Genomic DNA, 13873 nt, shown 5'->3' on the forward strand with positions numbered 1-13873 from the left:
TCCCAGTTCAATACTGGCTTGCACAATCAGCACACACCCCTTGCAGGAAAAAAATGCTATGAAAAAAGTTGGTTTTATCGGCTGGCGCGGTATGGTCGGCTCTGTACTCATGCAACGCATGGTTGAAGAGCGCGATTTCGACGCCATCCGCCCGGTCTTCTTCTCCACTTCCCAGCTCGGCCAGGCTGCACCGTCCTTTGGGGGTACCACAGGCACGTTGCAGGATGCTTACGATCTGGAAGCGCTGAAGGCACTCGACATTATTGTGACCTGCCAGGGCGGCGATTATACCAACGAAATCTATCCGAAGCTGCGTGAAAGCGGCTGGCAGGGCTACTGGATTGATGCGGCCTCTTCGCTTCGCATGAAAGACGATGCCATCATTATTCTTGACCCGGTTAACCAGGGCGTCATCACTGACGGCCTGAACAACGGCGTGAAAACCTTTGTTGGCGGTAACTGCACCGTCAGCCTGATGCTGATGTCCCTCGGCGGCCTGTTCGCACAGGATCTGGTGGAGTGGGGCTCCGTGGCGACCTACCAGGCGGCCTCCGGCGGCGGCGCGCGTCATATGCGTGAGCTGCTGACCCAGATGGGCCAGCTGCACCAGAGCGTCGCTGCCGAGCTGGCAGACCCGGCGTCCGCCATCCTCGACATCGAGCGTAAAGTCACTCAGCTCACCCGCAGCGGCGAGCTGCCGGTGGATAACTTTGGCGTACCGCTGGCCGGTGGCCTGATCCCGTGGATCGACAAACAGCTGGATAACGGCCAGACCCGCGAAGAGTGGAAGGGCCAGGCTGAGACCAACAAAATCCTCGGCACCGCGAACACCATTCCGGTTGACGGTCTGTGCGTGCGTATCGGCGCGCTGCGCTGCCACAGCCAGGCCTTTACCATTAAACTGAAAAAAGATGTGTCTATTCCGACCGTGGAAGAGCTGCTGGCCGCACACAACCCGTGGGCGAAAGTGGTGCCAAACGATCGCGATATCACCATGCGCGAACTGACCCCGGCAGCCGTTACCGGCACGCTGACCACCCCGGTTGGTCGTCTGCGCAAGCTGAACATGGGGCCGGAGTACCTCTCCGCATTCACCGTTGGCGATCAGCTGCTGTGGGGTGCAGCCGAGCCGCTGCGCCGCATGCTGCGCCAGCTGGCGTAATAATTTGTTAAACACGGGGGGTGATTGTCACCCCCTTTTTTTGCGTACTACATGGAGTAAAACGCAGATGTCTTATTTTTTATCAGGAGGACCCACGACGTTGGCTATGCTTTAAGGAAGATTTATTTCTCACCTGAGGGTAGGGCGGAGCAGAGAGGATTAACTGCACCGTTTAGGTCACATTAAAAGTCGTCCCGGAGCGCGTAAAAAGGGCGACATAAAAAAACAGGATGAACACCATGTCCGATCGTATTTCGAGAGACGTGATTAATGCGCTTATTGCGGGTCACTTTGCCGACCCCTTTTCTGTGCTAGGGATGCACCGTACAGAGGCCGGACTGGAAGTTCGGGCGCTGTTACCGGATGCAACAGAAGTGTGGGTTATCGAACCCAAAACCGGCCGCAAGGTGGGTAATCTGGAATGCCTCGACTCGCGTGGCTTCTTCTCGGGCGTCATGCCCCGCCGTAAAAATCCTTTTCGTTATCAGCTTGCCGTTATCTGGCACGGTCAGCAAAACCTCATTGACGATCCCTATAGCTTCGGCCCGCTCTTAAAAGAGATGGACGCCTGGCTGCTGTCCGAAGGGACCCATTTACGCCCTTACGAAACGCTGGGTGCCCATGCGGATACCATGGACGGTATCACCGGCACGCGTTTTGCCGTATGGGCGCCAAACGCCCAGCGCGTCTCCGTCGTCGGGCAGTTCAACTACTGGGACGGTCGTCGTCACCCCATGCGCCTGCGCCGGGAAACCGGCATCTGGGAGCTGTTTATCCCCGGCGCGCACAACGGTCAGCTCTACAAATTCGAGATGATCGATGCCAACGGCAAGCTGCGCATTAAATCCGACCCGTACGCCTTTGAGGCAGAACTACGCCCGAATACCGCCTCGCTGATTTGCGGCCTGCCGGAGAAGGTTGTCCAGAGTGAGGAGCGCAAGCAGGCCAACCGCTTTGATGCGCCAATCTCCGTCTATGAAGTGCATCTCGGCTCGTGGCGTCGCCACACCGATAACAACTTCTGGCTGAGCTATCGCGAGCTGGCGGACCAGCTGGTGCCGTACGCCAAATGGATGGGCTTTACCCATCTGGAGCTGCTGCCGATCAACGAACACCCATTTGACGGCAGCTGGGGCTATCAGCCAACCGGGTTGTATGCGCCCACGCGCCGCTTCGGCACGCGCGATGACTTCCGCTATTTCATCGATGCCGCGCACGCCGCCGGGCTGAACGTGATCCTCGACTGGGTGCCGGGCCACTTCCCGTCGGATGATTTTGCGCTGGCAGAGTTCGACGGCACAAAGCTGTACGAGCACAGCGACCCGCGCGAAGGCTATCACCAGGACTGGAATACGCTGATCTATAACTACGGTCGCCGTGAGGTATCGAACTACCTGGTCGGGAACGCGCTGTACTGGATCGAACGTTTCGGCATTGACGCCCTGCGCGTGGATGCGGTGGCGTCGATGATCTACCGCGACTACAGCCGCAAAGAGGGGGAGTGGATCCCGAACGAGTATGGTGGCCGTGAAAACCTCGAAGCGATTGAGTTTCTGCGCAACACCAACCGCATTATCGGCGAGCAGGTGGAAGGCGCCGTGACCATGGCGGAAGAGTCCACCGACTTCCCGGGCGTTTCCCGTCCACCGGCAATGGGTGGTCTGGGCTTCTGGTACAAATGGAACCTCGGCTGGATGCACGACACGCTCGACTACATGAAGCTCGACCCGGTTTATCGTCAGTATCACCACGATAAGCTCACCTTCGGGTTGCTCTATAACTACACCGAAAACTTCATGCTGCCGCTGTCGCACGATGAAGTGGTGCACGGCAAGAAATCCATTCTCGACCGCATGCCGGGCGACCCATGGCAGAAGTTTGCCAACCTGCGCGCTTACTACGGCTGGCTGTTTGCTTTCCCGGGTAAAAAGCTGCTGTTTATGGGCAACGAGTTCGCTCAGGGCCGCGAATGGAACCACGATAGCAGCCTTGACTGGCATCTGCTGGAAGGTGCGGACAACTGGCACCACGGCGTACAGCGTCTGGTCCGTGACCTGAACCTGACCTATCGCCATCACAAAGCGCTGCACGAGCTGGACTTCGATCCGTACGGCTTTGAGTGGCTGGTGGTGGACGACCACGAGCGCTCGGTGTTTGTCTTTGTGCGCCGCGACAAGGCGGGTAACGAGGTCATTGTCGCCAGCAACTTCACGCCGGTGCCGCGCGAACACTACCGCTTCGGCATTAACCAGCCGGGTAAATGGCGCGAAATTCTCAATACCGACTCCATGCACTACCACGGCAGCAACGCGGGTAACGGTGGCCTGGTGCAGAGCGATGCCATTGAAAGCCACGGCCGTCCGAACTCCCTGAGCCTGACGCTGCCGCCGCTTGGCACAATCTGGCTGGTGCGGGAGGGTGAATGACGCAGCTTACGGCAGGTAAACCCGAACCGCTCGGGGCGAGTTTTGACGGAAAGGGGGTGAACTTCACGCTCTTTTCCGCCCATGCGGAGCGGGTGGAACTCTGTGTGTTTGACGGGGAAGGTAACGAGCACCGTTACGATTTACCGGCGCGCACGGGGGATACCTGGCATGGCTACCTGGCCGGAGGACGGCCGGGGATGCACTACGGTTTTCGCGTACACGGCCCCTGGGAGCCCTCTCAGGGGCACTGGTTTAACCCGGCGAAGCTGCTGATTGACCCGTGCGCGCACCGCGTGGACGGTGAGTTTAAAGATGACTCGCTGTTCCACGTTGGCTACGGCGAACCTGACCACCGCGACAGCGCGCCCGTCGCGCCCAAAAGCGTGGTGGTGCACGATCTCTACGACTGGGAAGACGATGCCCCGCCGCGCACGCCGTGGGGCAACACCGTTATTTATGAAGCCCACGTTAAAGGGCTGACATATCTGCACCCGTCAATCCCTAAAGAGATGCGCGGCACCTACAAAGCGCTTGGGCATCCGACGATGGTCGCGTACCTGAAGCACTTAGGGATCACCGCGCTGGAGCTGTTGCCCGTGGCGCATTTCGCCAGCGAGCCGCGGCTACAGCGTCTTGGGTTAAGCAACTACTGGGGCTACAACCCGCTGGCGATGTTCGCCCTCGACCCGCGCTACGCGGTGCAGCCGGAGAAGGCACGGGATGAGTTTCGCGATGCGGTGAAGGCGCTTCACGCGGCGGGTATCGAGGTCATTCTGGACGTGGTGCTGAACCACAGTGCGGAAAGCGATCTTGACGGCCCGACGCTCTCACAGCGCGGAATCGATAACCGTAGCTATTATTGGATCAGGGACGACGGCGATTACGAGAACTGGACCGGGTGCGGTAACACCCTCAACCTCAGTCATCCGGCCGTTACGCATTACGCGTACGAGTGCCTGAAATACTGGGTTGAGACGTTCCACGTGGACGGTTTTCGCTTCGACCTGGCGCCGGTGATGGGGCGCACCCCGGCGTTCAGCCAGCAGGCGCCGCTGTTTGAGGCCATCAAAAACTGCCCGGTGCTCTCAAAGGTTAAGCTGATCGCGGAGCCCTGGGACATCGGAGAGGGCGGTTATCAGGTGGGGAATTTCCCGCCGCTGTTTGCCGAGTGGAACGACCACTTCCGCGATGCCATCCGCCGCTTCTGGCTGACGCGCGATCTGTCGCTGGGGGAGTTTGCCGGTCGCTTTGCCGGCTCCAGCGATCTCTTCAAGCGTGACGGCAAACGTCCGTCGGCCACCATTAACCTGCTGACGGCACACGACGGTTTTACGCTGCGCGACTGCGTTTGTTTCAATCAGAAACACAATGAGGCAAACGGCGAGGAGAATCGCGATGGGACTAACAATAACCATAGCTTCAACCATGGTATAGAAGGGTTAGGCGGAAGTCTGGATGTGATCGAGCGGCGACGCGCCAGCGTTCATGCGCTGCTGACGACGCTTTTGTTGTCGCAGGGCACGCCGATGCTGCTGGCGGGCGATGAGCACGGCCACAGCCAGCACGGCAACAACAACGCCTATTGCCAGGACAACACCCTGACCTGGCTCGACTGGGGAGAAGCGAATAGCGGGCTGACCCATTTCACCGCGGCGCTGATCCATCTTCGCCAGCGCATCCCCGCGCTCACCGCCGACCGCTGGTGGGAAGAGGGCGACGGAAACGTTCGCTGGCTGAATAAAGACGCGCAACCGTTAAGCGCGCAAGAGTGGCAACACGGCATACCCTGTCTGCAAATCCTGCTTTCGGATGCGTGGCTGGTGACGCTGAACGCGACGGATGACGTTGCAGAGATTGTTTTACCTGACGGGGAATGGCGAGCCATTCCTCCCTTTGCCGGAGCGGATAATCCGGTTGTTATGGCTGTCTGGCACGGGCCTGCGCACGGAGTGTGCGTATTCCAAAGATGATAAAAAAGGAGTTAGTCATGGTTAGATTAGAGAAGAACGATCCGTTAATGTTGGCGCGCCAGCTACCATTAAAAACAGTTGCCCTGATACTCGCGGGCGGGCGTGGTACCCGTCTGAAAGATTTGACCATCAAGCGCGCCAAACCGGCCGTTCACTTTGGTGGTAAGTTCCGTATTATCGATTTTGCACTTTCCAACTGCCTGAACTCAGGCATTCGCCGCATTGGCGTCATTACGCAGTATCAGTCGCACACGCTGGTGCAGCACATCCAGCGCGGCTGGTCATTCTTCAGCGAAGAGATGAACGAGTTTGTCGATCTGCTCCCGGCGCAGCAGCGCGTTCACGGGGAGAACTGGTACCGCGGCACGGCGGATGCGGTGACCCAGAACCTCGACATCATTCGCCGTTACAACGCGGAATACATCGTCATCCTCGCCGGAGACCACATCTACAAGCAAGATTACTCCCACATGCTGATCGACCACGTTGAAAAAGGGGCGCGCTGCACCGTGGCGTGTCTGCCGGTGCCTGTTGCGGAAGCAACCGCGTTTGGCGTGATGCATGTAGATGGCGACGACAAGATTATCGACTTTGTCGAAAAACCGGCGAACCCGCCAACCATGCCGGGAGACGACACCAAATCGCTCGCCAGCATGGGGATCTATGTCTTTGATGCCGATTATCTTTATGAACTGCTGGAAGAGGACGACAAAGACGAAAACTCCAGCCACGACTTCGGTAAAGATATCATTCCGAAAATTACCAAAGCTGGCATGGCGTATGCACATCCCTTCCCGCTGTCCTGCGTGCAGTCCGATCCGAATGCGGAGCCTTACTGGCGCGATGTGGGAACGCTGGAAGCGTACTGGAAAGCCAACCTCGATCTGGCGTCCGTCACGCCTGAGCTAGATATGTACGACCAGAACTGGCCGATTCGCACGCATATGGAATCGTTGCCGCCGGCGAAGTTCGTTCAGGATCGCTCCGGCAGCCACGGCATGACGCTCAACTCGCTGGTCTCTGGCGGTTGCATTATCTCCGGTTCGGTGGTGGTGCAGTCCGTGCTGTTCCCGCGCGTGCGTATAAACTCATTCTGTAATATCGATTCGGCAGTTCTGCTGCCGGATGTCTGGGTAGGACGCTCATGTCGTCTGCGTCGCTGCGTTATCGATCGTGCCTGCATCATTCCCGAAGGGATGGTGATTGGGGAAAACGCGGAAGAAGATGCGCGTCGTTTCTACCGTTCGGAAGAGGGGATCGTGTTAGTAACACGGGAAATGTTGCGGAAGCTGCAAATCAAACAGGAGCGATGATGCAGGTTTTACACGTATGTTCTGAGATGTTCCCGTTGTTAAAAACGGGCGGCCTGGCGGATGTTCTTGGTGCATTACCAGCGGCGCAAATCGCCGGAGGGGTGGATACCCGCGTGTTGTTGCCCGCTTTTCCGGATATCCGGCGCGGTATTCCCGATGCAAAGGTTGTTACCCGTCGCGAGACCTTCGCGGGACGTATCACCCTGCTGTTTGGACATTACAATGGCGTAGGGATTTACCTGATTGATGCCCCGCATTTATACGATCGACCCGGCAGCCCGTATCACGATACCAACCTGTACGCCTATACCGATAACGTGATGCGCTTTGCCCTGCTCGGCTGGGTGGGGGCGGAAATGGCCGTCGGACTGGATCCGTTCTGGCGTCCGAACGTGGTGCACGCGCATGACTGGCATGCGGGGCTGGCTCCTGCGTATCTGGCGGCGAAGGGGCACCCGGCCAAATCGGTGTTTACGGTGCACAACCTGGCGTATCAGGGCATGTATTACGCGCATCATATGAATGACATCGATCTGCCATGGTCGTTCTTTAACATGCACGGACTGGAGTTTAACGGACAGATTTCGTTCCTGAAGGCGGGTCTGTACTACGCCGACCACATCACGGCGGTCAGCCCAACCTACGCGCGGGAAATTACCCAGCCGGAGTTCGGTTACGGTATGGAAGGGCTGCTGCAACAGCGCCACCGTGAAGGTCGCCTGTCGGGCATTCTGAACGGCGTGGATGAACAGATCTGGAATCCGGAAACGGACCTCCTGCTGGCGGCGCGCTATGGTCGCGACTCCGTGGAGGACAAAGCGGAGAACAAGCGCCAGCTACAGATTGCGATGGGGCTGAAGGTCAACGACAAGGTGCCGCTGTTTGCGGTGGTCAGCCGCCTGACCAGCCAGAAAGGGCTGGATCTGGTGCTGGAAGCGCTGCCGGGATTACTGGAGCAGGGCGGCCAGCTGGCGCTGCTCGGCGCGGGCGACCCGGTATTGCAGGAAGGTTTCCTTGCGGCCGCGGCGGAACATCCGGGGCAGGTGGGCGTGCAGATTGGCTATCACGAAGCGTTCTCGCACCGCATCATGGGCGGCGCGGACGTGATTCTGGTGCCGAGCCGCTTCGAGCCCTGCGGCCTGACGCAGCTCTATGGTCTGAAATACGGCACGTTGCCGCTGGTACGCCGCACGGGCGGGCTGGCGGATACGGTGTCTGACAGCTCCCTGGAAAACCTGGCGGACGGTATCGCCAGCGGGTTTGTTTTCGAGGACAGTAATGCCTGGTCGCTGCTTCGGGCGATCCGGCGTGCTTTCGTCTTGTGGTCCCGTCCATCCCTGTGGCGTTACGTACAACGTCAGGCGATGTCCATGGACTTTGGCTGGCACGTTGCGGCGCAGTCCTACCGCGACCTTTATCAACGCTTGATGTAACGAGGCGAAGTTACTGATATGAATGCTCCATTTAGCTACTCTTCCCCCACGCTCAGCGTTGAGGCTTTGAAACACTCCATCGCCTATAAGCTGATGTTTACCATTGGGAAAGATCCCGTTATTGCCAACAAACATGAGTGGCTGAACGCCACGCTGTTTGCGGTGCGTGACCGTATGGTCGAACGCTGGCTGCGCTCCAACCGCGCCCAGCTTTCGCAGGAGACGCGACAGGTGTATTACCTGTCGATGGAGTTTCTGATTGGTCGCACCCTCTCCAATGCGCTGTTATCGCTCGGGATTTATGACGACGTCAAAAACGCACTGGAAGAGATGGGGCTGGATTTAGAAGAGCTGATTGACGAAGAGAACGACCCGGGGCTGGGTAACGGTGGTCTCGGGCGTCTTGCCGCCTGTTTCCTCGATTCACTGGCGACGCTGGCGCTGCCGGGGCGCGGCTACGGTATTCGCTACGACTACGGTATGTTCAAGCAGAATATCGTGGATGGTCGTCAGAAAGAGTCTCCAGACTACTGGCTGGAGTACGGTAACCCGTGGGAGTTCAAGCGCCACAACACGCGCTACAAGGTGCGTTTTGGCGGGCGTATTCAGCAGGAAGGGAAAAAATCCCGCTGGGTGGAAACCGAGGAGATCCTCGCCGTGGCCTATGACCAGATCATCCCCGGCTACGACACCGATGCGACCAATACGCTGCGCCTGTGGAACGCGCAGGCCAGTAGCGAGATCAACCTGGGTAAATTCAACCAGGGTGACTACTTCGCGGCGGTGGAAGATAAAAACCACTCCGAGAATGTGTCACGCGTCCTGTATCCGGATGACTCGACCTACTCAGGCCGCGAGCTGCGCCTGCGTCAGGAGTATTTCCTCGTCTCGGCAACGATTCAGGATATCCTTAGCCGTCACTATCAGCTGCACAAAACCTATGCGAATCTGGCGGAAAAAACCGCCATTCACCTCAACGATACCCATCCGGTGCTGTCGATCCCTGAGCTGATGCGCCTGCTGATTGACGAGCATAAGTTCAGCTGGGATGACGCGTTTGAAGTAACCTGCCAGGTGTTCTCGTACACCAACCATACGCTGATGAGCGAAGCGCTGGAGACGTGGCCGGTGGATATGCTCGGCAAAATTCTGCCGCGCCATCTGCAAATCATCTTCGAGATCAACGACTACTTCCTCAAGACCTTGCAGGAGCAGTACCCGAACGATACCGGTCTGCTGAGCCGCGCCTCGATCATTGATGAATCCAACGGGCGTCGCGTACGCATGGCCTGGCTGGCGGTGGTGATCAGCCACAAGGTGAACGGCGTGTCAGAGCTGCACTCGAACCTGATGGTGCAGTCCCTGTTTGCGGACTTTGCGAAGATCTTCCCGACGCGTTTCTGCAACGTGACCAACGGCGTCACCCCGCGCCGCTGGCTGGCGCTGGCGAACCAGCCGCTCTCCGATGTTCTGGATGAGAACATTGGGCGCACCTGGCGCACGGATTTGAGCCAGCTGAGCGAGCTGGAGCAGCACATTGATTTCCCGACGGTGAATAAAGCGGTACGGGAAGCCAAGCTGCTGAACAAGAAGCGTCTGGCGGTCTGGCTGGCGATGCATCTGAACGTGGTGGCGAACCCGAAAGCGCTGTTCGACGTGCAGATCAAACGTATCCACGAGTACAAGCGTCAGCTGATGAATGTCCTGCACGTTATTACCCACTACAACCGCATTAAGGCTGACCCGACGGCGGAGTGGGTGCCGCGCGTGAAAATCTTTGCCGGTAAGGCGGCGTCCGCGTACTACATGGCGAAGCACATCATTCATCTCATCAACGATGTGGCGAAGGTGGTGAATCACGATCCGGACATTGGCGATAAGCTGAAGGTCGTGTTTATCCCGAACTACAGCGTAAGCCTGGCGCAGCTGATTATTCCGGCGGCGGATCTCTCTGAGCAGATTTCCACGGCGGGGACGGAAGCATCCGGCACCAGTAACATGAAGTTTGCCCTGAACGGCGCGCTGACTATCGGCACGCTGGACGGCGCAAATGTCGAAATGCTGGAGCATGTGGGCGCGGAGAATATCTTTATTTTCGGGAATACGGCGGAAGAGGTGGAGGCGCTGCGCAAGCAGGGCTACTCGCCGCGTGAGTATTATGAAGAGGATGAAGAGTTACGCCAGGTGCTGACGCAAATCGCCACCGGCGTGTTTAACCCTGAGGAGCCCGGACGCTATCGCGATCTGGTGGACTCGCTGATTAACTTTGGCGATCACTATCAGGTGCTGGCGGATTACCGCAGCTACGTGGATTGTCAGGATAAGGTGGACGAACTGTACCGTCAGCAGGAGAAGTGGACCAGCGCCGCGATGCATAACATCGCCAACATGGGATACTTCTCGTCGGACAGGACCATCAAAGAGTATGCCGAGAATATCTGGCATATTGATCCGGTGCGGTTGTAAAAACAAAGCCCGGTGGCGCTGCGCTTACCGGGCCTACGGGATCGAGTAGGCCGGTTAAGGCGGAGCCGCCACCCGGCTTTTTTTCAATTACGACGCCAACGACAATTCACGCTTTCCCGCATGTTGTTGCAACCATTGCGCCACGCGAGACTGCTGCTCGGCATTCAGCCACATCCCTTCTTTAGTACGACGCCAGATAGCATCGTCCAGACGGCGCACCCATTCGTGTTCCACCAGATAGCGCAGTTCCGCTTCGTACAGCTCATGGCCAAAATGCTCGCCCAGATCGGCAATCTCTTTCGCCTCGCCGAGGAACAGTTCGGTGTTGCTGCCGTAGGTGCGGGCATAGTGGCGCGCCATTCCTTCGGTAATGAACGGGAAGCGGCGACGCAGCTTCGCGGCGTAATCGTCGCGGTTATCGCCGATATCGCCGCCAGGCAGCACGGCGCCTTTCGTCCACGCCGGGCCGATGCCTTTGTAATACGGCGCCAGTTTCTCCAGCGCGTGCTCCGCCAGTTTACGGTAGGTGGTGAGCTTACCGCCAAATACCGACAGCAGGGGCGCCTGACCGTCCACGTCATGAATATCAAGCGTATAGTCACGGGTGATGGCCTGCGGTGAGTCAGACTCGTCATCACACAGCGGACGCACGCCGGAGTAGGTCCAGACCACGTCATCGCGCGCCAGCTGTTTCTTAAAGTGCGCGTTGTACACTTTCAACAGGTAGCTGACTTCACTCTCGTCGATCTCAACGTTTTTCGGATCGCCTTTGTACTCCACGTCGGTGGTGCCGATGATGGAGAACTCGTCCATCCACGGGATCACAAACACAATGCGCTTGTCTTCGTTTTGCAGGATATAAGCCTGTTTCTGGGTATGCACGCGCGGCACCACAATGTGGCTGCCCTTGATCAGGCGGATGCCGTACGGAGAAGGCAGGTGCATACCGTCATCGAAGAACTGTTTTACCCACGGGCCGGTGGCATTCACCAGGCCGCGCGCTTTCCAGCTAAACTTCTCACCGGTATCCACGTCTTCCGCTTCCACAATCCATAGGCCGTTTTCGCGGCGTGCGGCGGTCGCGCGGGTACGGGTTTTCACCTCGCCGCCTTTCTTCTCGACCATCTGCGCGTTAGCCAGCACCAGACGCGCATCGTCCACCCAGCAGTCGGAATATTCGAAACCGCGCACGATTTCAGGCTTAAGAACCGACTCTGAGCCAAAACGCAAACCAGTCGAACCCGGCAGGCTGGTGCGTTTACCCAGATGATCGTACATAAACAGACCAATGCGGATCATCCACGCCGGACGCAGATGCGGGCGATGAGGCAGACGGAAACGCATCGGGATCGCCAGATGCGGAGCCATTTTCAGCAGTACTTCGCGTTCAGCCAGCGCTTCGCTGACCAGGCGAAATTCGTAGTGTTCCAGGTAGCGCAGGCCACCGTGGATCAGCTTGGAGCTGGCGGACGACGTCGCGCAGGCGAGATCGTTAGCTTCCAGCATCAGCACGGATAAACCGCGTCCTGCGGCATCAACCGCAATACCGGCACCGTTGATGCCACCGCCTATCACAATCAGATCTTTGGTTTCCATAACACCCTCATGCACTTTCGTTAAAGCTCAAAAATGTTCGATATCGCTCATAATAGCAAAGGAACGCGCTTTTGGTAACATCAAAAAAACAATTTAGAGTGATATGGATAACATAATGGCGTTTACCCGCCGCCAGGACGTACACTACGGGGTAAAATGGTGCGGTCTGATGCCCTCACCCCAGCCCTCTCCCACGGGGAGAGGGTGATCCGTTTCCCTCTCCCTCCGGGAGAGGGTAGGGTGAGGGGAAAACCGCACCACACCTGAATATAAGATGAGAACACCATGGAACAGTTTGAATGTATTAACGTAGAAGAAGCCCATCAGAAGATGCACCAGGGACAAGCGGTGCTGGTGGATATCCGCGATCCGCAGAGCTTTGCGATGGGCCACACGCCGGGCGCGTTCCATCTCACCAACGACACGCTGGGCGCGTTTATGCGCGATAACGACTTCGATACCCCGGTGATGGTGATGTGCTATCACGGCAACAGTAGTAAAGGCGCGGCGCAGTATCTGCTCCAGCAGGGTTACGACGCGGTATACAGCGTCGATGGCGGCTTCGATGCCTGGCATCGTCATTTCCCGGCAGAAGTTGAATACGCGTTTGAGCGCTGATCCCGCTATACTGTCCCCTTTTGTGTGGAAATAAGCGACCGCTGCCCATGTTGATGATCACCTCTTTTAGCAACCCGCGCGTCGCCCAGGCGTTTGTCGACTATATGGCGACGCAGGGCATTATCCTGACTATTCAGCAGCATACACAGACGGATGTCTGGCTGGCAGACGAAAGCCAGGCCGGCCGCGTGAACGACGAGCTTGCGCGTTTTCTGGAAAACCCGGGCGACCCGCGTTATCTGGCGGCAAGCTGGCAATCCGGCCAGACCGGCAGTGGCCTGCACTATCAACGTTTTCCGTTTCTCGCCACCCTCCGCGAGCGCGCAGGGCCGTTTACGCTGCTTTTGATGGCAGCCTGCATCATCGTCTTCATTATTATGAGCGTGGTGGGCGACCAGAGCGTGATGATTGCCCTCGCATGGCCGTACGATCCCTCCCTGCAATTTGACGTCTGGCGCTACTTCACGCATGCGCTGATGCACTTCTCTGTGATGCATATCCTCTTTAACCTGCTGTGGTGGTGGTATCTCGGCGGGGCGGTGGAGAAGCGGCTCGGCAGCGGCAAGCTGATTGTGATCACCCTTATCAGCGCCCTGTTAAGCGGCTACGTGCAGCACAAATTCAGCGGTCCATGGTTTGGCGGGTTATCCGGCGTGGTGTACGCCCTGATGGGTTACGCCTGGCTCAGAGGCGAGCGCGACCCGGATAGCGGCATCTATTTACAACGTGGATTAATAACCTTTGCGTTAATATGGCTTATTGCCGGATGGTTTGATCTGTTTGGTATGTCTATCGCCAATGGTGCGCACGTTACCGGCCTGGCGGTTGGGCTGGCGATGGCGCTGGCCGATACGCTCCATGCGCGAAAACGAACATAATTCCCAGGGAT

At 57.8% G+C, this 13873-nt stretch carries 9 protein-coding genes; 8 read left to right on the plus strand and 1 reads right to left on the minus strand.

Annotated elements, in window-relative coordinates; genetic code table 11:
• Nucleotides 1-58: 58 nt before the first annotated feature.
• The 6 genes from asd to glgP all read left to right on the plus strand — a co-directional run bounded on the left by asd (nucleotide 59) and on the right by glgP (nucleotide 10770).
• Entirely contained in the window at nucleotides 59-1162 is a 1104-nt protein-coding gene (gene asd / locus SK58_RS03610) for an aspartate-semialdehyde dehydrogenase (RefSeq protein ID WP_048219387.1), read from the plus strand.
• 239 nt (nucleotides 1163-1401) lie between these two features.
• Complete coding sequence (gene glgB, locus SK58_RS03615; RefSeq protein WP_017384137.1) at nucleotides 1402-3588, plus strand: 1,4-alpha-glucan branching enzyme; 2187 nt, start codon at nucleotides 1402-1404, stop codon at nucleotides 3586-3588.
• On the plus strand, nucleotides 3585-5558 hold the full coding sequence (gene glgX / locus SK58_RS03620; RefSeq protein WP_017384138.1) for a glycogen debranching protein GlgX: 1974 nt from the start codon (nucleotides 3585-3587) through the stop codon (nucleotides 5556-5558). The genes glgB and glgX overlap by 4 nt, the downstream gene beginning before the upstream one ends.
• Before the next feature lie 17 nt (nucleotides 5559-5575).
• Nucleotides 5576-6871: a glucose-1-phosphate adenylyltransferase gene (glgC, locus tag SK58_RS03625; protein ID WP_023295538.1), complete on the plus strand. Its 1296-nt coding sequence runs from the start codon at nucleotides 5576-5578 to the stop codon at nucleotides 6869-6871.
• Entirely contained in the window at nucleotides 6871-8304 is a 1434-nt protein-coding gene (gene glgA, locus SK58_RS03630) for a glycogen synthase GlgA (protein WP_017384140.1), read from the plus strand. Before glgC ends, glgA begins: the two co-directional genes overlap by 1 nt.
• A gap of 18 nt (nucleotides 8305-8322) precedes the next feature.
• Nucleotides 8323-10770, plus strand: a complete 2448-nt coding sequence (glgP, locus tag SK58_RS03635) for a glycogen phosphorylase (RefSeq protein ID WP_032103634.1) — start codon at nucleotides 8323-8325, stop codon at nucleotides 10768-10770.
• Between the two features lie 87 nt (nucleotides 10771-10857).
• Here glgP and glpD read toward each other — a convergent pair whose 3' ends face one another.
• Nucleotides 10858-12366, minus strand: a complete 1509-nt coding sequence (gene glpD / locus SK58_RS03640) for a glycerol-3-phosphate dehydrogenase (RefSeq protein ID WP_015571453.1) — start codon at nucleotides 12364-12366, stop codon at nucleotides 10858-10860.
• Between the two features lie 285 nt (nucleotides 12367-12651).
• Here glpD and glpE point away from each other — a divergent pair, with 285 nt between their 5' ends.
• Together glpE and glpG are read left to right on the plus strand one after the other, a co-directional pair.
• Nucleotides 12652-12984 (plus strand): thiosulfate sulfurtransferase GlpE, encoded by a 333-nt coding sequence (gene glpE / locus SK58_RS03650; RefSeq protein WP_048219390.1) that lies wholly within the window; start codon nucleotides 12652-12654, stop codon nucleotides 12982-12984.
• A 47-nt stretch (nucleotides 12985-13031) separates the two neighbouring features.
• A complete protein-coding gene (gene glpG, locus SK58_RS03655; protein WP_015571451.1) occupies nucleotides 13032-13862 on the plus strand; it encodes a rhomboid family intramembrane serine protease GlpG in 831 nt (276 codons plus the stop codon).
• Nucleotides 13863-13873 lie beyond the last annotated feature (11 nt).

The organism is Enterobacter sp. BIDMC93 (genome assembly GCF_001037805.1).
Lineage (GTDB): Bacteria > Pseudomonadota > Gammaproteobacteria > Enterobacterales > Enterobacteriaceae > Enterobacter > Enterobacter hormaechei_C.

What these genes read in the sequence shown, in the direction of transcription:
- glgC (WP_023295538.1), top strand. Translation starts at nt 5,576, where the DNA reads ATGGTTAGATTAGAGAAGAACGATCCGTTAATGTTGGCGCGCCAGCTA.
- asd (WP_048219387.1), top strand. Translation starts at nt 59, where the DNA reads ATGAAAAAAGTTGGTTTTATCGGCTGGCGCGGTATGGTCGGCTCTGTA.
- glpE (WP_048219390.1), top strand. Translation starts at nt 12,652, where the DNA reads ATGGAACAGTTTGAATGTATTAACGTAGAAGAAGCCCATCAGAAGATG.
- glgP (WP_032103634.1), top strand. Translation starts at nt 8,323, where the DNA reads ATGAATGCTCCATTTAGCTACTCTTCCCCCACGCTCAGCGTTGAGGCT.
- glgB (WP_017384137.1), top strand. Translation starts at nt 1,402, where the DNA reads ATGTCCGATCGTATTTCGAGAGACGTGATTAATGCGCTTATTGCGGGT.
- glgA (WP_017384140.1), top strand. Translation starts at nt 6,871, where the DNA reads ATGCAGGTTTTACACGTATGTTCTGAGATGTTCCCGTTGTTAAAAACG.
- glgX (WP_017384138.1), top strand. Translation starts at nt 3,585, where the DNA reads ATGACGCAGCTTACGGCAGGTAAACCCGAACCGCTCGGGGCGAGTTTT.
- glpD (WP_015571453.1), bottom strand. Translation starts at nt 12,366, where the DNA reads ATGGAAACCAAAGATCTGATTGTGATAGGCGGTGGCATCAACGGTGCC.
- glpG (WP_015571451.1), top strand. Translation starts at nt 13,032, where the DNA reads ATGTTGATGATCACCTCTTTTAGCAACCCGCGCGTCGCCCAGGCGTTT.